Below are 20429 nucleotides of genomic sequence, written 5' to 3' on the forward strand. Positions count from 1 at the left end.
GAAATTACCTGAATAATACAGTAAATCGGCAGAGAAGCCTTTTCCGAATTCGGCTGTGAGTTCTTTCAATAAAAATAAAAGGAGGTATCCGCACGAACACCTCCTTTTTCTATAATGAAATTCTTAGAATGCGTATCCGAATCCGATATTCAGATAAATCGGGTACATGGCAAATGAGATTGTCGTAAAGTCTTTCTTGAAAATATCATTTAATCCCCATGTCAAGTCTGCATGCACGTTCAAGTGTTTGTAAGCTTTCCATTCTCCGCCCACTTGTAATCCCCATTGGAAATTACGTAAATTGTCTGAGAAATCATAAGTTGCGATATTGTCACCTGTAAAATTTACCCGGTCGCCGGTAGCATCGGGAGAACGGAGGTGTCCTTCGTAAACGTGTCCGGAGAAATCGCCGTCCATCATGTATGAGAAATAAGGACCTGCCACTAGTTTCCAGCGATTGCTTATTTTGTAATTAGCCAATACAGGTATGGTAAGAAGTGACATTTTGACTTTGGTTTTGACACCTCCTGTCCAAAGACCTTCTACTTTCCCGCCTATTTCGTTAAAAATTTCCATTCCGTAGTTTTTAACTGCTGCTTCGGTAGTCATGTCTTTACTGTCAAGGCGTATTCCTAAACTGATACCCCATTTTTTTTGTATATCCAGCCATTTGGTTATATTGCCTTCCAATGTAATGGCAAGTCCTGGCGAATAACTCTCGATATCTCTGATTTCTTTTGGAAGGGGAAGAGGAGATGTACCACCGATATTTACACCTGCTTTAAATGTATAGTCTAAACCGTGAAGGGCCGACCAAATCAGACCTTTGTTTTCGGTTGATTGTGCATTGATAATGTTGATACTAAAAAGAAGTACTGCTAAACTCGCTAATATATATTTTTTCATACGTATAATTTTTGTCAATTATATTGTTCGTTATCTTCTTCACAGTGAATAGTTACTTCATCAATCCACAATGTGCTGCCTACTGAACCTTTAAAATAAGCTCCTTCTATACTGGAAGAGAATACTATGGCAAGTTTGTATTTACCTTCGGAAAGAGCATTTTCATCAATCGCTTTTTTATTATCGAAAGGCAAATCGAAACGAGTCCAATCGTCTGTTGTTTCTGTTGACGGGATTCTTGCAATCGATACTATTCTGGAATCATCAAATTTGATGGAACCGTCGAGGAAAACATCAATACTATTTGCTTCGTATAAAATTGCGTATATGTCTCCTTTATCCTTACCTTTCATACTTTCGTCGAAAATTGGCTTCTTGTTTTCGTCTATTCCGGAAATATAGTCTCCTCCGGGTTTGAATTTATAATATCCTGTCATTGATACAGGATGTTTGAAAAATGGGAAACCGAATTTAGTTGCAGCTCTGGGAGCCGTTAGTGCATTGTTCGTATCAAATGAACCGATGAAAAGGTTACCTGCGGCAATGGGCATTTTTACAGATGTACCAAAAGTACCGGTACTTTTGGTTTCTAGTTTTACCCCTTTACCAAATTGATAGCCTTCAGTTTGCATTGTCGGGTAGTCTGCCGATGATTTAGCCATACCGGTAAGTTTAAATCCCGGATTGCCACTCGCCCATTGTAATATTTCCGCATTGGCACTATTCAGATTTAATTCGTAAAAAATATCATATTCGGTATTTCCATTTTCTATTGTCTCAAAATGATACTGAGTAGGAAGTTCGGAGATGATGGTCGTGATTGTGTAGGTGGCTTCTGTAGTACCACTTTCGGATGTGACCTTGAACTTTCGTTGATATTGTTCCAATTGATTAGGAATTCCTGAATTAGAAAAATCGTATTTAGGGGCGTTATCTTTTGCTTCTCTGTCAACAGGTTCTATGCTGGCTCCTTCGGGTAATTCGAAATTTATTTCTAATGCCGATAAATCTGTAGATTTAGGTACATAAATAGATACGGTCTTATTGCTGTTATTGATAGTCGACAGTTGGATATTGCTACCGCTACATCCATCTATTGCCGCCTCCACATTCAGAGCTTCATCCTGAATACATGAAACCATTGCCAGACATAGCATCATTCCGGCTACTGCATTTTTTATTTTCATCAAGTTTTATTTTAAAATGGTTAATTTAAAATTATTTGGGTACAAAGGTAATCAAAAGTGCTGGTTTTCAATTTATATAGAATGTTAAAAAGGGATTACCCGCTTTCCCGCCTTGTCCGAATCGTTCTGTGGAAACCACGGCTATTCCTCCGTTCTTTTCTTTCTGAACAGTTGGCAATTAAGTTGTTATCTCTTTATTGCAAACTTATGTTTGTCCGTAGGAAAGTAAGGTTTTGATTCGGACGGAACTACAGACGGAAGCTTTGATTATACACTTGCAGCTTTCATTTTTATTAAACACAATTTGCAGTTATAAAAATGGAAGCTGCATTTATCGTTTGCCGGAAAGTGAAAGCAAATTTGGGAAGAGGGGAATAATAAGTCTTTCTTTTGTGAAAGAGAACTCTACGTAAGGCAGAAATATTCAAAAGGAAAGGAAGGACGACATTATATAAGGAGGGAGGACGGGGAAACTATTGTTTATTATAAATAGAACTCATATCTTTGTTAATGCATGGAGGAACATTTTGAATGATTGAATACATTGAATGACTGAATATATTGAAAGATTGAATGATTAAATGATTGAAAGATTTAACTATAACTACGAGAAAATATGAAAAAGAGTGTCGTCGCTGTGTTTTTGCTTGTATTGTTTGCCGGATGTAGCAGTGTCGCTTTGACCGGCCGTAAACAGTTGCTTTTGGTTTCGGACTCGGAGGTGATGAGCCTGAGCAATTCGAGTTTCCGGGATTATATGAAAACCGCCAAACCCTCGGCGAATGCGGCTAATACGGAGATGGTCGTGCGGGTGGGCAAGAAGATTGCCGGTGCTGTGGAGACCTATCTGCGTAATAACGGGATGGCTGATGAAGTCCGGAATTTCGCTTGGGAGTTCCATCTGGTACAAGACCCGGAACCGAATGCTTTCTGCATGCCCGGTGGAAAAATTGTGGTGAATGAAGGTATCTTGCCATATACCCGGACGGAAGAAGGACTGGCTATCGTGCTGGGACATGAGGTCGGGCATGCCGTAGCCAAACATTCGGCGGAACGGCTGAGCCAGCAGATGGTCGCTTCTTATGGAGGACAGATATTGGGAGGGTTGCTTTCCAATCAGTCCGCTGTTACGCAGACTTTGGCGCAGCAGGTGTACGGGCTGGGAGCGCAGTACGGCGTGATGTTGCCCTATTCGCGTAAAAACGAGAGTGAAGCAGACCATTTGGGACTGGTATTCGCGGCGATGGCGGGGTATAACCCGCAAGAGGCTGTCGCTTTCTGGCAACGCATGTCTTCGTCCGGTTCGCAGAAAGTACCGGAATTTATGAGTACCCATCCTTCGGATGCATCCCGTATCAGCAACATCCGGAAATTGATGCCGGAAGCGATGAAATATTACAAGCCTGCACAGGTTTCCGGACAGCCTTCCGTCCGGACGGCTCCGATGCCATCCCGGAAAAAAGTGCCGTACACCTTTGAGAGGGTGACGAAATAATAAGGAAGAGATGTCGGAATCCGATTGGGGAATCCCGGTGATAGGCTTTAATGCGCCGGAAAAAAAAGGGATGTCCGGTTTGCCGGAATATCCCTAAAAAGAAAACCCCCGTCTTCCGGAGAGGAGAAGGCGGGAGTTCCTTATAAACTATAGCTTTCGTATCTTTGCTGATTATACGATACCTTGTGCCATCATGGCTTTGGCAACCTTCATGAATCCGGCTACGTTAGCACCTTTCACGTAGTTTACGTATCCGTCGGCTTCCTTACCGTACTGAACGCAAGCCTCGTGAATGTTTTTCATGATGCTTTTCAGTTTTTCGTCCACTTCTTCGGCGCTCCAGCTCAGTTTGATAGAGTTCTGGGTCATTTCCAGTCCGGATACCGATACGCCGCCGGCATTGGCAGCCTTGCCCGGAGCATACAGGATTTTTGCATCCTGGAATATGCGGATGGCTTCCGGAGTGGAAGGCATGTTAGCACCTTCGGACACAGCGATTACACCGTTGGCTACCAGCTTCTTGGCATCGTCGCCGTTGATTTCGTTTTGAGTGGCGGAAGGCAGTGCGATGTCTGCTTTTTCACCCCACGGACGGGCCCCTTCTACATATTTGCAGCCGTATTTCTCTGCATATTCGCGGATACGTCCGCGGTACAGGTTTTTCAGTTCCATGATGTAGTCCAGCTTTTCGCGGTCGATGCCGTCCGGGTCATAAATATAACCGTCGGAGTCGGACATTGTCAGGACTTTACCACCCATTTCGAGTACTTTTTCCGCTGTATATTGAGCCACGTTACCGGAACCGGAAATCAGACAGGTCTTGCCTTTCAGGTCGAGGCCTTTGGTTTTCAGCATTTCCATCAGGAAGTAGATGTTACCGTAACCGGTAGCTTCCGGACGAATCAGCGAACCGCCGAATTCGCGGCCTTTTCCTGTGAATGTTCCTGTAAATTCGCGGGTCAGTTTCTTGTACATGCCGAACATGAAACCTACTTCACGTCCGCCGACACCTATGTCACCGGCAGGCACGTCGGTCTCAGGACCGATATGACGCCATAACTCCAGCATGAACGCCTGTACGAAACGCATCACTTCGGCATTGGATTTTCCACGCGGAGAGAAATCCGAACCTCCTTTGCCGCCGCCCATCGGCAGGGTAGTCAGCGAGTTTTTGAATGTTTGTTCAAAGGCGAGGAATTTCAGGATTGAAAGGTTGACGGAAGAGTGGAAACGGATACCGCCTTTGTACGGGCCAATCGCGTTGTTGTGCTGAACACGGTAACCCATATTGGTCTGGATATTACCTTTGTCATCCATCCAAGTCACACGGAACTGATATACTCTATCAGGAATACACAAACGTTCAATCAGGTTTACTTTGTCAAACTCCGGATGTTTGTTATATTCTTCTTCGATAGTGGAAAGTACTTCTTCTACCGCCTGATGATACTCCGGTTCATTGGGGAACCTCCTTTTCAAATCGTCTAATACCTTTGCTGCATTCATAATAATCTTTTTTACTTTTATTTGGTTTTAAATAATGTGCTGATTTTGACAATTTGCCAATCTCCCTGCCGGTAGTCCGCCGTTTTGCTACATGGCATCCATGCATCCGGCATATTGGCACGCCAAAGATTTATTTCCGGTTGCAAAAGTAAAGATAAAAATTAAACTGGCAAACATTTTATAAAGAAAAATGCGATAAAACATCAAATTTGATATTTTATCGCATTAAAAGCGGGAAAAAAGATATTTATTTGTTCTTTTTTATCGACTTATAGACAGGAATGAATACCAATGCTGCCGAAATGGCAAGCATTATCACGGTCATTCCGTCAATTCGTTCGGCTTTTGTAAGGACTAAATAGCAAAGCGCCAGCCAAAGCAGGCTGATACAAACTATTTGCGATTTGGATAACGGCCGTCTCATTCACTTTCTTTTTTCTTTTTGTCTACAATCGCGTCTATCACTGCTACTGCCGTAATGTTGACGATGTCACGGACGGAGCTTTCGAAGTCGGTGAAATGGATGGGTTTGTTCAATCCCATCTGGATGGGGCCGATGAATTCCGTATCGGGGTCCATTGCCTGCAACAGTTTGTAGCCGGCGTTTGCAGAGCTCAGGTTCGGGAAAATCAATGTATTTACATCTTTTCCTTTCAGGCGTGTGAACGGGTATTTCGTATCGCGCAGTTCGCGGTTCATGGCGAAGTTGACTTGCATCTCTCCGTCGATGGCGAGTTCCGGGTATTCCTTCTGCATATACTCTACCGCTTCATGCACCTTGACAGGGCTGCCCGTGGTGTCGGCGCCGAAGTTTGAATAAGACAGCATTGCCATTACCGGGGTGTGGTTGAAGAAACGGACTGTCTTGTCAGACAGTTTGGCTATGTCGATTAATGTATCCGTATCCGGGTGGCGGTTGATTAAGGTGTCCGCCAGGAAATAAGTTCCCTTCTTGGAGTTCAGGATATGCATGGTTCCGAAATGTTTGAATCCCGGCTGGATGCCGATTACTTCTTTCGCTACCTTGATGGTGTTGCTGTATCTCGTGTAGAGTCCGGTGATGAATGCGTCGGCGTCTCCGGTTTCCACCATCATCATGCCGAAGTAGTTGCGTTCGAACATCTTGTCGTTGGCTTCCTCGTAGGTGAATCCTTCGCGTGCGCGTTTTTCCGTCAGGATGCGGGCGTAGCGTTCACGGCGTTCCGATTCGTTCGGGTGGCGAAGATTCACGATTTCGATACCCTCCAGGCTCAGGTCCAGTTCTTCCGCCAGTTTGCCGATTGCCTCGTCATTTCCCAGTAGGATAGGGTGGCAGATGCCTTCGGCCTTCGCTTCCACGGCGGCTTTCAGCATATTCGGGTGGATACCTTCGGCAAATACGACCCGTTGCGGGTTGCGGCGGGCGGTGTCATACAGTTGGCGGGTCAGCTTGGATTCGTATCCCATTAGTTCGCGCAGGTGCACGCAGTAAGCGTCCCAGTCTTTGATGTCCGTGCGCGCCACTCCGCTTTCCATAGCAGCTCTTGCCACGGCGCAGGATACTTCGGTGATAAGACGGGGGTCTACCGGTTTGGGAATGAAATATTCCGGTCCGAAAGAGAGGTTGTTCACGTGATATGCCGCATTGACGATATCGGGAACAGGCTGTTTTGCCAGGTTGGCGATGGCGTGTACGGCTGCAATCTTCATTTCTTCGTTGATGGCTTTGGCATGGGTATCCAAGGCGCCGCGGAAGATATACGGGAAACCGATAACGTTGTTAATCTGGTTCGGATAGTCGGAACGCCCGGTAGCCATCAGCACGTCGGGACGCGCCGCCATGGCGTCTTCGTAAGAGATTTCCGGCGTCGGGTTCGCCAATGCGAATACGATGGGCATCGGTGCCATGCTGCGCACCATGTCCTGGCTTAATACGTTGCCTTTGGAGAGTCCGAGGAATACGTCCGCGCCTTTGATGGCTTCTTCCAGTGTATGAATATCCGTACGGTCGGTTGCAAAATATCTCTTCTGTTCGTTCAGGTCGGTACGCGCTTTGCTGATAACTCCCTTGCTGTCCAGCATGACGATATTTTCGAGGCGTGCGCCCAGTGACACGTATAATTTGGTACAGGATACGGCAGAGGCGCCCGCACCGTTCACGACGATTTTCACATCTTCTATTTTCTTTCCTGCCACTTGCAGGGCATTCACCAGTCCGGCACTGGAGATAATGGCAGTACCGTGCTGGTCGTCGTGCATCACGGGGATGTCCAGCTCTTCTTTCAGGCGGCGTTCGATTTCAAAACATTCGGGCGCTTTGATATCTTCCAGATTGATACCTCCGAAAGTGGGAGCGATGGCTTTGACCGCCGCAATGAACTTTTCCGGGTCTTTTTCATTTACTTCGATGTCGAACACGTCGATACCCGCATAAATCTTGAAGAGCAGCCCTTTGCCTTCCATGACGGGTTTGCCGCTCAATGCGCCGATGTCGCCCAGTCCAAGCACCGCCGTACCGTTAGAGATAACAGCGACAAGATTGCCTTTTGCAGTGTATTTGTAGGCATCCTGCGGGTTTTTCTCTATTTCAAGGCAAGGTTCCGCTACGCCGGGAGAATATGCGAGTGATAAATCGGTTTGTGTACTGTAAGGTTTGGTAGGAACTACCTCGATTTTACCGGGTTTGCCCTGTGAGTGGTAGAGCAAAGCGGCTTCTTTGGTTATTTTAGCCATGATATGTATTTTTTTATTAATAAGTTATCATTTGGCTGCAAATGTAGGAATAAAAGTTAGAATTTGTAGGCTTTGCTTGATAATTTCTATTAATCTTATAACGGGACCACTGAAATTATGATAGTAAATTGGGAATAGGGAAGGTCACACCCGACGGGCGGGTCGTACAAGTCCGGTTAATAAAAAAGGGGCTGATAAATCCCGAAATCGGAAAATCATCCCTGCCGGAACAAATCCCGGCAGGGATGAAATCGTTGAAAAGAAGCTGACAAGCCTCTTTTTCTTTTTTATATGAATATTTTTATCTTTCACCAAAGAACTACAACCTCATCTCTTTTGCAAACGTCTCCCCGAAACGGTTTTTTACTACCACTTTGACGGATTTGGCAGTTTTGGACGGCCGCGCACGGAACAGATGGCGGGTATGATAACCGGTTTTCTTTCCCTTTACCATTGTTATATAATCCTGGTCTTCATCCTCAAAGGCCTGCATGGCTCCTTTCAGTACGCCGTCCTCGTACCAGTTGACCGTATATGTCCAGTCCCAATCCCAGATATTGGCTACTACGCAGTCTTTCTGGCTTTCGAACTCTCCCGGGCGGTAAAGACGGAACTGATAGTCGGGAGAGCAGCCCGTCGCTTTGTAACGCCATTTCACGTCATCCCCTTTTACCCGGACTACCAGGTAGCCGTTCGGCGCTCCGCAACGGTTTACGTGTCCTGCCCACCAGGCGCCGCAGGCAGCTCCTATGTTGTGTTCGTAAATGTTCGGTGCGGGTTGCTGGTTTTCGTAGAAATGGGTATGTCCGGAGAAGATATGGACCCGATAAGGTCTCAGGATTTGGAAGAGGGTATTGGCGTTGCGCGTGTTTCCGCCGGCGGACACCGTGTTGTTTGCCACCGGAGCGTGTACATTCAGGAATACGGTGCTCCCTTCGGGCACATAACTCAAATCTTTCCTCAGCCAGTCCAGGTCTTCCGGTGTGAACCGTTCCGTGTATTTCTTGTTGCCGTCATAGTCGATATCCTTCATCGCTATCACATGAACCCTGCCGATGTTGAATGAATAGTTCGTCGGGCCGAATGACCGGTAATAATTCTGTTCCCCGTATCCGTCCGTCGGATTGTCCGTCTGCGTCATGGATTTGTAGAGCAGGTTGAAGTCATGGTTTCCCATTACTTGGAACATGGTCATTCCCAAATCGGATACCGCTTGCCGGTAAGGCTCATACAGATTCATGGCATCCCATACGAGGTCGCCCAGCCCCATCCCCACGATTTCGAAGTCTTTCAGCGAGTCGGCGGTCTGTTTCAGGTCGGGCACGGTCTCCGTGCGGAAGCGGTCCAGTTGTTTCTCATTCCTCACTTGCGGGTCGGAAATGGCGATGTAAACAAATTCATCCGCCGGTTTCTGCCGTTTAGCCAGTACGAAGTCACACCGGTTTTCACTCTTCTGGACATCCAGGTAACGATAGAAGCCGTCGGCTACGCCCTCTTTGGAGGGAAGCTCATAGTCTGCCGGAGTAGAGATGTAAACCATAGGATGACGTGAAGGGTCGGTGTTCAGGACATAGTTTCCTTGTGCGTCGGTTGTCTTGAAGTGTGTTCCATCCGTCACGACCACGCCACTGACGGGTTTGCCGGCAGTATCTTTTACACTGCCTTTCACAACCGTCTGACCGAAGGCGGCGACGGTGTTTAACTGGAAAAGCAAGACTGCTGCTAACAGCATGTTTTTGTAAATGCTCCTTTTCATTGCTTATAATTTTCTTAAAATGACCTGATTGAATAATGAGATGATTTCTTCCGGTTCGTCCGCCGACTTGACAGCTTCCTCAAAAGACTGGCTGTTGTCGTCGAAACACATCACGTTGGCGCAATCCAGGATGTGCGCCATGCTGAGCGTAGCGGCTTCCCGGCTTACTTTTTTCTTTTTCAGCGCTTTCTTGTAATACTTGTTCACCTTGTTGACCGCCTTGTAAATGGAAGGTTTCAGGATTTCGACGGAAGAGTTCGTAAGTCCGATGGTTATATCGTATTCGTGCGTGTAGTTCTGGATGAAAGTGTTCCACTTTCCGGTGATGTCCTTGCCCAGGTAGTGCTCTGTTTCAAACACCGGCCTGACTGTCGGAATCTCCCCATATACATCGAATACAAACGTTGTTTCCGCTTTGCCGCCTGCAGGGGCGGTTTCTTTTCCGGAACCCTTTTCCGAGACATTTCCTTTTCCGGAGACGTTTTCCGCATTCGTGCTCATGGCAAGCTCTCCTTTCTGTGCCGTTGCCGCCATCGTTATGCATAACATGACAGCCATACAGATAATTTTCTTCATATACGTTGAATTTTTAAAAGGTTTGATTGATTTTTCGTTATTGCAGGGATGGTATCCGTCTATTTTTGCCACATCAGTCTGATGTCGAAGTCATCTCCTCCCATGTTCGCCTTGGCTGCCTGGTAGTTTTTCAGATTGGTGCGTTGCAGGGAAGCGGGATATTTGAATCGTTTCGGCATTTTGTTGTTGGCGTTCAGGATACCTTCTCCTATGGGCAGTTCCGGATAACCGGTGCGGTTGTATTCGAACCACTGCTGGTAATCGCAGAAGAACAAAGCGACGAATTTCTGGTCCATGATTCGTTCCATCGTTCCGTCATAGGCTGCTTTGGGATTGTCGAAATACCCTTCCGGCAATTCCTGGCCCCACTGTTCGACGGCTGCCTGTACTCCTTTCCGGTAGGCTGTATTGGCGGCAGCGCTTCCTCCTTCGACGATACCCTTGTTCAATAGTTCCGCCTTGATGAATTCCACTTCGGCATAAGGCATGATGGCGAGTTTCATGGGAGCTTTTGCCATTTCCTGGTTGAGTCCTGAGGCGGTGATTGAAGGCAATGTCAGGTAGCCGCTGGGCAGGCCTACATAGTCTTTCCGTCCGTCGGGAAGCGTGACCTCCGTTGCATAGACTTGCAAGCGCGGGTCTTCCCAGTCTTTCAGCAGGTTGACGAAAAACTCGGATATGTTGACGTAAGAGGTAAAATCTTGCGGACGGGTGAGCGGAGCTTCCTGCGGATAAGTTCCGCTGATGGAAAGAAGGGCGGCATCATCATTCGATTCGAATACCGGATAGGTGGCGGGGTCTGCCAGCATGGTGCGAAGTTCTTCCTTAGCATTGAATTCCGGTACGTCGAGTACGCGGAGCAATACGCGCAGGCGGAGCGAGTTGCAGAATTTCTTCCATTTCAGGATACCGGAGGCATCTCCGTTGCTCGTGTTGTACAGCAATTCGCCCGACTGGTTATAGATTAGCCCGTCGGAAGTGTCGAACAGTCCGTTCGCTGTTTTCAGGTTGTCGATGATTTGCCGGTAGACCTGTTCCTGGCTGTCGAATTTCGGTGCGAGGATTCCTTGGTCGGCAGAGCAGGCTTCGGTCATCGGAATGTCTCCGAAGGCATCGGCGAGGATTTGGTACATCCAGCTCTGCAAGGTCAGTGATATGGCGTCGTAGTTAGGCTGACGGGAAGTTTCCGGCAGTTTTCCGGTGAGACGCATCATCTCTTTGGCGTTGTTAATCCATTTATAATAGGTGGTCCATGTGCCGTCTCCCTCACTGTCTGTCATGTACCACCATCCTACGCCGTTGGTGCTGCTGGTGGATACGGCGCATTGCATCAGGTCGTATGTATAACTGTTGTAGCGTTTCCAGTTGTAGACAGACATCTCGTAAAGGAGAGGGTTCAGCAAAGTGCCGGGGTTTACTTCATCCATGCGTGTGGGGTCCGTATTGAGTTCGTCGAAACCGGTGCATGACGTTGTGCAGAGGCTCCCCAATAAGGTTGCCCCCAGTATGATACGTTTGAAAAATATTCTGGTTTTCATAAGTCGGTATAAGTTAGAAAGATAAATTAATATTGAGTCCGAATGTGCGTGCCGTCGGCAGTGAACCCGTCTCTACTCCCGTTACCATCGAACTTCCGTTGAGGGCTGCCGATTCGGGGTCGAACAGAGGAAAGTCCGTGAGACAGAACAGGTTGCGTGCGTAGAGAGCTACCGATGCCTGGCTGAACGGCGTTTTTTTCAGCGTGCTGCCCGGCAGCTTGTATTCCAGTCTCATCTCGCGCAGTTTGAGGAATGAAGTGTCGAACGTGTTTGTCTCTACGTTTGCCATCCGGTAGTATTCCTTGTAGTAGCTCTCTACGGTTACGACTTTGGTGTTTTTCGAATAAGTGCCGTCGGCGTTTCTCACCACTCCCGGAGCTATCATATACATGCCGTCCTGCGGTGAAAGGCCGGCTTCGGCAATGCGGGGGTCGTCTTTAGACATGTAATATTCGGTTCCCGGCAGACGGCCGTTCAGGGTATGCACCAGCTTTCCTTGTTCCGTCATTTTGTGGTGTGAATGGGAGTACATTTTGCCTCCGACTTGTCCGTCGAGCAAGATGCTGAGCGTGAAATTCTTGTAGGAGAACTCATTGTAGAGTCCGGCTTTCCATTTCGGATAGGCCGTGCCTACATACTCTATTTCTCCTGAGCGTTCGGGGAGCCCGTTGTCGTTAATCACCACGTTGCCTTCCGGGTCGCGTACCAGTTTATATCCCCAAAGGTCGCCCGTAGTTCCTCCCACACGTCCGATAATGGATACGTTGCCGATGCTGCTGATTAGCTGGTTCTCGTCAGCTCCTTCCGCCAGTGAAAGGATTTTGTTTTCGTTTTTAGACCATGTGAAAGTGGCGTTCCAGCGGAAACTCCTGCTGGCTACCGGCGTAGCGTTCAGTTGAATCTCGTAACCGCGGTTACGGACACATCCGGAATTGATGGTCGCTTTGCTGTAACCTGTCGTGGGGTCCATCGGAGCGTCCAGAATCTGGTTTTTGGTACGGTTGTAGTAAAAGGTGAAATCCAGTCCGATGCGGTTGTGGAACATGCGGAAGTCGAAACCCGTTTCATAGTTGGTCGATATTTCCGGTTTGAAGTCTTGGTTGTACAGGGTAGAGGCGACTACCGCCGAGCCGGGGAAATCACTTGTTCCGTAATAAGGTGATGTCTTGTAAGGGTCTGTATCATTACCTACTTGTGCGAACGAGCCCCTAACCTTCAGCAGGCTGATTGCTTCCGGCATCGCAAACAACTCGTTCATTACCGCACTTACGCTGACAGACGGATAGAAGAAAGAACGGTTGTTTTTCGGCAAGGTGGAAGACCAGTCGTTGCGTCCGGTCACGTCGAGAAACAGTTTGTCTTTGTAAGAGAAGTTGGCGGTGAAATACAGGCTGTTCAATGCTTTCTTTTTGATGACCGTCTGCACGCTCGGATTGGAAACGCCGTTAGACAGTTTGTACACTCCCGGCGTAATCAGTCCGGTTACCGAGGCCGCCAGCATATCGTAGCTTTGCTGCATCATGTTGCCGCCGACTGACGCATTCACGTGCAGCCCGTTGGCAAATGAGTCGTGATAGGTAAGCAGGGCGTCGCTGTTCAGCTCGTAGTCGAACACGTTCTGCTTCTTGAAGAATCCGTTGCCGAACACCACGTCGCTGACGGGGCGGTGCTGTTCGCGTTGGTCGGCAGACAATTGGATGCCGGAACGTATCATGAAGTCGAACTTGCTGCTGATACGCAGATTGGCGGAGACGGAAGACACATTGCTGTGTTTCTCCGACGGATTCTCGGATTCGTACAGGATGACGAACGGGTTGCCGATGAAAGAGCTGTAAGGCTGTAGCTGTTTTACATTCTCCTGTCCCGTACGCCACATCGGGCGCAACCAGTCCAGATTGACGTTCGGATTCTGGAAGATAAGGAAGTAAGAGATAGAGTTGCTGTTGTAGCCCAGTGCCGGCGTGTTGTTGAGCTTGCGGTAGGTATAGCTCGATTTGAAGCTGATGCGCAAGGCCCGTGAAATCTGCTGTTGGGCGGAAATCATGGCGGTGATGCGCTGGAATCCCGTGTTGGGGAGAATCCATTCGTTCTTCGTATGGGTGATGGAGGCACGTATGTTCCCCCGGTCGGATTTGCCGGTCAGTGCGACTGAATTGGTGAGGGTGTAGCCGATTTGGAACAAGTCCTTCCGGTTGTTTTTGTAAGGGACCCAGGGAGTGGCTACGGAAGCCCGTCCTTGGGTCACCGGATCATATTGGTAGAACTTTTTGTTTGCATCGAACCGGGCTCCGTATGCGCTGCTCGTTCCGCTGGTGCTTGCATAACTTCCGTCTTCGGGCTTTCCGTACGAGTAATACGGCTCGCCTGCATAGATGGAGCCGGCGGGACCGATGTTGCTCGGCAATCCTTGTCCGAATTCATATTGGTAGTCCGGCCATCTCATTACGTCATCTATGCTGAAATTTCCGCTATAAGACACGCCGAGGCCTTTTTGTGCCGTTGCCCCCGATTTGGTGGTTACCATAATGACGCCGTTGGCGGCACGTGTGCCGTACAAGGCGGTGGCGCTGGCCCCTTTCAGCACTTGTATGCTTTCGATGTCGTCCGGATTGATATCGGAAAATCCGTTACCGTAATCGACGGACAGTTCGCTGTTGGAACCGGCTCCGTAGGCAACTCCCGGATTAGTCATCGGGCTGCTCATCGGTACGCCGTCCACTACTACCAGCGCGTTGTTTCCGTTTTGGTTCAGCGAAACGTCGCCCCGAAGGGAGATGCGGCTTGAGTTTAACGGGCCGCCCGAAGAGATGACGCTCAATCCGGCTACTTTGCCGCTTAGCGCTGTTGACCAGTTGGAAGGCATGGCGCTCGTAATCATATCTCCTTTTACGGTCTCCGTGGCGTATCCCAACCCTTTTTCTTCCCGTTTGATACCTAAAGCGGTCACTACCACATCGTTCAACTGTTGCGATTCTTCTGCCAGTTTCACATTCATGGTGTTGCCGGAGTAGTTTTTCTGCAGTGTCTTGTACCCTACGTAACTGAAAACCAACAAGTCTTTCTTAGTCAGTGTTTTTTTCGTTTTCAAAGAGTAGTTGCCGTCAATGTCGGTTACTGTCCCGTCTGTCGAGTTTTTTACAGTAACGGTGGCGCCGATGAGCGGTTCTCCGTCTTCGCTTGCAATATTCCCTTTTACGATGGTCTGCCCGTATGCAATGCCGCAAGACATCCATCCGATAATCAGGGAAAACAGCCATTTGTTTTTTTTCATAATCTTTTTTACCTTGTTTTTGTTTAAAATCGCTTTTGAACAAATCTTTGTTCCGTGTGTCTCTTTTTTATTTGACGGTACAAAGGAAGGTAAGACAGATTAAGATAATATTACAGCTTTATTAACAATTTATGTGCTTGTCCGTAGGGGGGTATTCCGGCTCTTTTTTCCCCGGCAACGGATGTGTCGTGCGCCAGAAAGTATTTTTCACCTCCTTCGCCACTTCCCTCCAGCTTGGCATGCTTTTTAAAGAACGTCGCACCGGGAAATCATAGAGGAGCAACAGCAGGAAGAGGAAAATGCAGGCGTAGGCCGCCCAGCCGTAAATCTGCTTGATGCTGACCTCCATCATCCGGTTGATGAATCCTTCCATGTAATCGCCGAGGTCGAACGGGTGGCTGCTGAAAGACACATGGTCGATTGCCGAACCGTAACGCGCCAGGTTGTCGGGGAGGTAGTACGACAGTCCTTGCGCGTAGACCGCTCCGCCCGCTACGCCGCCCACTACCATGTGCAACATGTTGAACACGCTTAACCCCTGAAAGAAATGCCGGAAGTCCATGATTTCTTCCAGGCATACCATAAAGGTGGCGCTTAATACCGCATAAGCGAAACCGCGGCATATCGTGGGCAGGTAAAGGTGCGAGATATGTATGTCGGCGGAGAGCGTCAGGTAAAAGCCCGCCAGGTAGCCGGTGAGCCCGATGAATCCTACGATGACGAGGCGTATGTAATTGAACCGCTTGACGTGCATCCACCAGTAAGCGAACAGGCAGCCGCCGGTAATGCCGATGAGTGCGAACCAGTCCAGTTGCACGCTGACCAGTTCTTCATATTTCATCACCTCTTCGTAAAAGACCTCTTCCAGCACGTGCTCGGTAGCCAGAAATGCTTCGACCAGCATCACCAGTCCCAGCAGGGGCCAGTAATGGCGGTAAGTCCACATCTTGGGTTCGAGGAAAGGATGCCGGATAGTCAGCATGCGCCAGATGCAGAATCCGAGGGTGATGAAGATGGCAACCGTCAGTTGGCGGATGACGGGGCTGTGCCACCAGTCATACCAGTCCCCGTAATTGAACAGGAAAGCCGTTTCCGCCAATAAAGCCGCCCAGAGCGCTCCTCCCAGCCAGTCGATGCCGAATAGCGGGAATTTGCGCATGAACCGGAAATGTACGACACAAGTCGTTTGTATCAGCAGTACGATTAACATCAGCCCGGCGATGAACAGATTCATGCAAGTCCAGTGGTAATAATACATCAGATAAGTCGTGATTAGGTCGGATAGCTGCATGCTTCCCAGGATTACGATATGGAGCCACGGGAAGAAAACCGTAAAATCCCGTTTGGGAGTCATCCATAACTGGATATTGGACATGCACTCGAAAGTTCCCTGGATTTTGCAGATACCTTCGATGAAACATATCAGCCATAACAGAGGGAGGAAAGTGACATGGGGAGCTATCAGGTTGCAGAGCAGCACTCCCGATGCGGCCGACGTGAGCAAGGTTTTGTTGGTGAAACGGAATTTCATGCGGAACAGCAGGGGAAAATAGATTGCCATGCCTGCCAGGTTGGCATACAGGCACATCAGGATGTCTTCGCGCATCACTGCCATTCCGCCTACCATCCGGTTCAACGCTCCCAAGTAGACTCCGCCCGAAAGCTGGAAGGCGACGGCAATGAAAAGATAAATCCACGGTTGCATCTTCCGCGGCACGAAGCTGCGGAACATCGGCATCACAAACGGGCTGTTCTGAAGAGGAGCACTCATAAAATCAAGAATTAAAGATTAAAAATGAAAGCGGTTAAGCACAGAGTGTTAATATTTCACCTCACATTCCACATTGAAGCCGGCGCGCAGGCGTTTCAGGTCTTCCGGCCTGTTGCCTTTCAGGCTGATGCGTACCGGAATCCGCTGTTCCACCTTTACGAAATTGCCGGTGGCGTTGTCTTGGGGAATCAGGGAGAAAGCCGCTCCCGTTGCGTCGGAGATGGATTCTACGACGCCTTTGAAGAGAATGTCCGGCACTGCGTCCGCCGTTATTTCCACTTCGGCGCCTTCCTTGATGCGGGGAAGCTGGGTCTCGCGGTAATTGGCTATAACCCACAGGTCGCTGTTGTCTACGATATCGACCATTGTCTGTCCCGGCTGCACTAACTGGCCTTCCAGAATCTCTTTCTTTCCCGTAGTGCCGTCGCATGGAGCGGTGATAACGGTGTAGGAAAGGTTCAGGCGGGCGAGTTCCAGGGCGGCCTCCGCCAGGCGGACCCCCGCTTCGTTCTGTCCCAGGCGGTGGGTTTGTTCGCTCTTTATCAGCGAGGTAGACCGTTTGGCGCGCGATACCTGCTCGTAGCGGGCTTTGGCGGCTTCGTATGCCGTATGTACATTGTCATACTGCTGTTTGGTTACGGCGTCTTCCCGAAGCAGTTTCTCGAAACGGTCCAGTTCGCGTCCGGCATTCTCCATTTGAACCCGTACTTCTTCGATGCTTGCGTCGCTAACGCTCAGGTTGTTTTGGGTGGCGGCGATACCGATGGTCGTGGCTTGCCGGCCGGCAGCGGCGTTGGCGAGGTCCGCTTCCGCCTGGGCCACCCGGAGGCGGAATTCCGTGTCTTCGATGATGACGAGCGTATCGCCTTTACGTACCGGCTGGTATTCTTCGAAGCAGATTTTCTTGATGAATCCCTGTACGCGGGTGTTTATCGGAGTGATGTGTTGCCTGACTTGCGCGTTGTCCGTATATTCGATATTTCCCAGATGGACGAACCGGGAACAGACATAGGCGATGCCGCCGGTGAGAAAACAGAGAATCAGGATGTTGTATATAATCTTCCGGGTTTTTCTTGCTATCATGGCTGGATGTATTTTAAAGGGTATGTGTAATATATTTCATTTTATAATAACTGTAAATCACGTTGATGCGCGCGTTGACAAGTCCGAGGTCCGCGCTTAGCTTCATGTTGCTGGCGTCGAGCATGTCCGTAAGCAGCGCCAGGTCGTTTTTGTAACGGTTGCTGGTTACGCTGTAGTTCTGGTTGGCTAGCTCCACGCTTTTTTCCTGTGTACGGAGCTCGGTAAAAGAAGTCAGGAAATTGACGTAGTTGGCTTGGACGCCGTTTTCCACCTGTTCCCTGGCTAGCGAATATTCTTCTTGTGCTTTCCGCATATCCAGTTTTGCCCGGCGCACTTTCCTGTTGTTTTTGAATAAAGAGGAAAGGTTGTATTTGATGCCTACGCCTACATACCAATAGTTGAAATTGTTGTCCAGCACGGGCACTTCGATAGTGATGGGCCCGTCGAGGTGCTCGCCGGCGACCAGGGCGATTTTGGGAAGGCGTTCCGAACGTTCCAGCCGGACCTGCTGTTCGCTCATTTTGATAGCCAGCCGGGCTTGTTGCAGGCCTACATTGCTTTGGGAGGCCAGCAGTTGCCAGTCGTTTTCCGCCAGCGCTTTCACCTCTTCGTCCAGCAAGGCGGAATCCGGAATGATTTCCGTGCCTGCGGGCAGGTGCAGGGTAGTTACGAGTTGGCGGTTCATGATTTTGCGGGCATCCTCCACTTGTGCCAGTTGCAGTTTCAATGTCTCTTTCTGCAGTTCGTAACGGGTGATGTCGTTCTTTAGTGCCGTTCCCTGCGTGCGGCGGGCTTCCATGTTGCGTATCACCTGTTCGGTCAGGTCGAGGTTCTTCCGCAACACCTGCAACTGGTTGTTCAGCTTATACAGGTCCAGGTAATAGCCTGTCAGCAGGAAACGTATTTCCTGCCGGTTCTTCTGCCAGTCCAACACTGCCATTTGCCGGCCGAGCTCCGCCAGTGCGATACCGCTGTTGACGGCGCCGCCCGCATAGATGACCTGTTGCGCTTCCAAAGCGAAATTATTGCCGAAATGGGGCATGGGGATGTTCTGCCCGTTCTTGAAGTGGCGGTCCCATAGATGGCCGTCACCCAGGTAGCTGAATGAGAGCGAAGCCTCTATGTCCGGCAAGCGTTGTGACTTGGCGGCTTTCAAGGCTTCGTCGGCCGCCTCTTTTCCGGTTTTGTACGTTTGGATACTCCGGCTGTTCTCGTCTGCCAGACGGAACATTTCGCTAATGCCCAGAACCTTTCTGCCGGGTACTTGGGCAAACATTGCCTGGCTGCACAGTACGGCTACACACAGCGGTACCATGAACCATTTTTCATTGCTCATAAAATAAAAAAAGAAATTAAATTGATATTGGTAAATATACGCTCCTATATCACGCCGTTTCTTGAAGAAAAGGCGTTTCGCGTCGTGGCGAGTAGTTTAAAGGTAAGAATAATCAAATCTGTGCGGATACGCCCCAGCCGTGGAAATCATGCATTTTGTTCTTGTAACGAATGGCGATTTGATAATATCTCAGTTTCATCTTGATACCTGTTTTCTGTTTTTACGTTGCAAAATTATAGAAAATATCAGGTAAGTTGTAACCTTGCAAGTATATAATTATAATGTTTTTTAACAATCAGGGCGTCGTGTTTTCTCCGTGTGTCCCATGTGCGGGTCATATGAGATGCTTGTTCTGATATTCTTTCAGCGACATTCCTTCGTGGCGTTTGAAGTACCTTCCCAGATACGATTGGTCGGGGAAACCGAGTCGGTCGGCTATGTCCTGCATTGTCAGGTCGGTCGATTGGAGCAGTACCTTTATTTCCAGGATGGCGAAGTCATCGATAATCTTTTTGGCGGAGTCGCCGGTCACGCTCCGGCAAATGCCCGTCAGGTATTTGGTGGAGATGCAGAGTTTGCCGGCGTAGAAACTCACCTCCCGCTGCGAGATGCAGTTTTCGTGCACTAGCGCGACGAAGTTCTTGAAAATTTCGTCCTGCCGGCTTCCGCCTTCTATTTCCTGTCTGTCGAAATGCCGGTAACATTTGTCGTAGATGTCCAACATGAAAGACTGGAGATGATTTTTGGCAATCTGGTTCCGGAAGCGGTTTTCACGGTCGTTATAGATGGCGGTTGTCGCATGTATCAGTCCTTTAATCGCTCCGGTGTTCTCTTCTGGGAGAACATAACACGGCTTTTCTTTGATGAACCGGAAGAAGATGGGTTCGAACCGCAGGCAGGCTTCGCGGAACATTTCTTTGGGAAACCCGAAAAACGAAGCGGTGAAATCGTTGCTGCTGCCGTTTATCCGGATGATTGTCCCCGGCAGGAGCACTATCTGTGTGTTTTTTACGATTTCGTAGTCTTTCAGGTCGATGGTGACGTGCGCCCACCCGCTCCGGCAGAAGTAGATGGCGCCTCCTTCCAGTTTCCACAGGTGATGCATAATCGGAGACAAATTCTCATCCATTCCCGCCACGAAAGGTTCGCGGAGTATGGCAAGGTTTGAACTTCTCTTTTCCATAGTCAATTCGTATTTTGTATGCAAAAATAGGACTTTTTTGCTAAATATGGGTTTTTATATTCCGAAAATGAACAAAACTGAAAACACTATGACTAGTTTTCTGTCGGGG

Annotated in this window: 14 protein-coding genes; 1 reads left to right on the plus strand and 13 read right to left on the minus strand. The window is 48.8% G+C overall.

Translation table 11 applies throughout. The features are described 5' to 3' along the window. Positions 1 to 123 precede the first annotated feature (123 nt). Positions 124 to 906, minus strand: a complete 783-nt coding sequence (locus Q5076_RS08235) for a porin family protein (RefSeq protein WP_303012331.1) — start codon at positions 904 to 906, stop codon at positions 124 to 126. 14 nt (positions 907 to 920) lie between these two features. After that, positions 921 to 2093: a PCMD domain-containing protein gene (locus Q5076_RS08240; RefSeq protein ID WP_303012332.1), complete on the minus strand. Its 1173-nt coding sequence runs from the start codon at positions 2091 to 2093 to the stop codon at positions 921 to 923. A 616-nt stretch (positions 2094 to 2709) separates the two neighbouring features. On the opposite strand from Q5076_RS08240, the gene Q5076_RS08245 reads away from it, so the two are divergent. Then, positions 2710 to 3588: a M48 family metallopeptidase gene (locus Q5076_RS08245; RefSeq protein ID WP_303012333.1), complete on the plus strand. Its 879-nt coding sequence runs from the start codon at positions 2710 to 2712 to the stop codon at positions 3586 to 3588. A 171-nt stretch (positions 3589 to 3759) separates the two neighbouring features. On the opposite strand, the gene Q5076_RS08250 is transcribed toward Q5076_RS08245, so the two are convergent. The 11 genes from Q5076_RS08250 to Q5076_RS08300 form a co-directional block, all read right to left on the minus strand. Continuing rightward, a complete protein-coding gene (locus tag Q5076_RS08250; RefSeq protein WP_303012334.1) occupies positions 3760 to 5094 on the minus strand; it encodes an NADP-specific glutamate dehydrogenase in 1335 nt (444 codons plus the stop codon). 247 nt (positions 5095 to 5341) lie between these two features. Beyond that, positions 5342 to 5518, minus strand: coding sequence for a hypothetical protein (locus Q5076_RS08255; protein WP_303012335.1), 177 nt, complete (start codon positions 5516 to 5518; stop codon positions 5342 to 5344). Then, positions 5515 to 7806: an NADP-dependent malic enzyme gene (locus Q5076_RS08260; protein ID WP_303012338.1), complete on the minus strand. Its 2292-nt coding sequence runs from the start codon at positions 7804 to 7806 to the stop codon at positions 5515 to 5517. The genes Q5076_RS08255 and Q5076_RS08260 overlap by 4 nt, the downstream gene beginning before the upstream one ends. 319 nt (positions 7807 to 8125) lie before the next feature. Then, a complete protein-coding gene (locus Q5076_RS08265; protein WP_303012340.1) occupies positions 8126 to 9562 on the minus strand; it encodes a calcineurin-like phosphoesterase family protein in 1437 nt (478 codons plus the stop codon). Positions 9563 to 9565: 3 nt separating this feature from the next. Then, positions 9566 to 10138 (minus strand): hypothetical protein, encoded by a 573-nt coding sequence (locus Q5076_RS08270; protein WP_303012342.1) that lies wholly within the window; start codon positions 10136 to 10138, stop codon positions 9566 to 9568. A gap of 59 nt (positions 10139 to 10197) precedes the next feature. Beyond that, entirely contained in the window at positions 10198 to 11676 is a 1479-nt protein-coding gene (locus Q5076_RS08275) for a SusD/RagB family nutrient-binding outer membrane lipoprotein (protein WP_303012344.1), read from the minus strand. A 13-nt stretch (positions 11677 to 11689) separates the two neighbouring features. Continuing rightward, positions 11690 to 14947 carry a SusC/RagA family TonB-linked outer membrane protein gene (locus tag Q5076_RS08280; RefSeq protein WP_303012346.1) on the minus strand — a complete coding sequence of 1086 codons (3258 nt, stop codon included), beginning with the start codon at positions 14945 to 14947 and terminating at the stop codon, positions 11690 to 11692. A 121-nt stretch (positions 14948 to 15068) separates the two neighbouring features. Continuing rightward, complete coding sequence (locus Q5076_RS08285; protein WP_303012348.1) at positions 15069 to 16718, minus strand: hypothetical protein; 1650 nt, start codon at positions 16716 to 16718, stop codon at positions 15069 to 15071. A 48-nt stretch (positions 16719 to 16766) separates the two neighbouring features. Beyond that, positions 16767 to 17801, minus strand: a complete 1035-nt coding sequence (locus Q5076_RS08290; RefSeq protein WP_303012349.1) for an HlyD family secretion protein — start codon at positions 17799 to 17801, stop codon at positions 16767 to 16769. Positions 17802 to 17814: 13 nt separating this feature from the next. Then, on the minus strand, positions 17815 to 19137 hold the full coding sequence (locus tag Q5076_RS08295; protein ID WP_303012350.1) for a TolC family protein: 1323 nt from the start codon (positions 19135 to 19137) through the stop codon (positions 17815 to 17817). 334 nt (positions 19138 to 19471) lie between these two features. Further along, positions 19472 to 20320: a helix-turn-helix domain-containing protein gene (locus Q5076_RS08300; RefSeq protein ID WP_303012351.1), complete on the minus strand. Its 849-nt coding sequence runs from the start codon at positions 20318 to 20320 to the stop codon at positions 19472 to 19474. Positions 20321 to 20429 lie beyond the last annotated feature (109 nt).

Origin of the sequence: uncultured Bacteroides sp. (genome assembly GCF_958445495.1) — a bacterium.
Classification (GTDB): Bacteria; Bacteroidota; Bacteroidia; order Bacteroidales; family Bacteroidaceae; genus Bacteroides.

Excerpts from the sequence above, each read along its gene's own strand:
- Q5076_RS08255 (WP_303012335.1), bottom strand. The coding sequence starts at position 5,518 with ATGAGACGGCCGTTATCCAAATCGCAAATAGTTTGTATCAGCCTGCTT.
- Q5076_RS08300 (WP_303012351.1), bottom strand. The coding sequence starts at position 20,320 with ATGGAAAAGAGAAGTTCAAACCTTGCCATACTCCGCGAACCTTTCGTG.
- Q5076_RS08235 (WP_303012331.1), bottom strand. The coding sequence starts at position 906 with ATGAAAAAATATATATTAGCGAGTTTAGCAGTACTTCTTTTTAGTATC.
- Q5076_RS08295 (WP_303012350.1), bottom strand. The coding sequence starts at position 19,137 with ATGAGCAATGAAAAATGGTTCATGGTACCGCTGTGTGTAGCCGTACTG.
- Q5076_RS08290 (WP_303012349.1), bottom strand. The coding sequence starts at position 17,801 with ATGATAGCAAGAAAAACCCGGAAGATTATATACAACATCCTGATTCTC.
- Q5076_RS08285 (WP_303012348.1), bottom strand. The coding sequence starts at position 16,718 with ATGAGTGCTCCTCTTCAGAACAGCCCGTTTGTGATGCCGATGTTCCGC.
- Q5076_RS08240 (WP_303012332.1), bottom strand. The coding sequence starts at position 2,093 with ATGAAAATAAAAAATGCAGTAGCCGGAATGATGCTATGTCTGGCAATG.
- Q5076_RS08245 (WP_303012333.1), top strand. The coding sequence starts at position 2,710 with ATGAAAAAGAGTGTCGTCGCTGTGTTTTTGCTTGTATTGTTTGCCGGA.
- Q5076_RS08270 (WP_303012342.1), bottom strand. The coding sequence starts at position 10,138 with ATGAAGAAAATTATCTGTATGGCTGTCATGTTATGCATAACGATGGCG.
- Q5076_RS08260 (WP_303012338.1), bottom strand. The coding sequence starts at position 7,806 with ATGGCTAAAATAACCAAAGAAGCCGCTTTGCTCTACCACTCACAGGGC.
- Q5076_RS08280 (WP_303012346.1), bottom strand. The coding sequence starts at position 14,947 with ATGAAAAAAAACAAATGGCTGTTTTCCCTGATTATCGGATGGATGTCT.
- Q5076_RS08265 (WP_303012340.1), bottom strand. The coding sequence starts at position 9,562 with ATGAAAAGGAGCATTTACAAAAACATGCTGTTAGCAGCAGTCTTGCTT.
- Q5076_RS08275 (WP_303012344.1), bottom strand. The coding sequence starts at position 11,676 with ATGAAAACCAGAATATTTTTCAAACGTATCATACTGGGGGCAACCTTA.
- Q5076_RS08250 (WP_303012334.1), bottom strand. The coding sequence starts at position 5,094 with ATGAATGCAGCAAAGGTATTAGACGATTTGAAAAGGAGGTTCCCCAAT.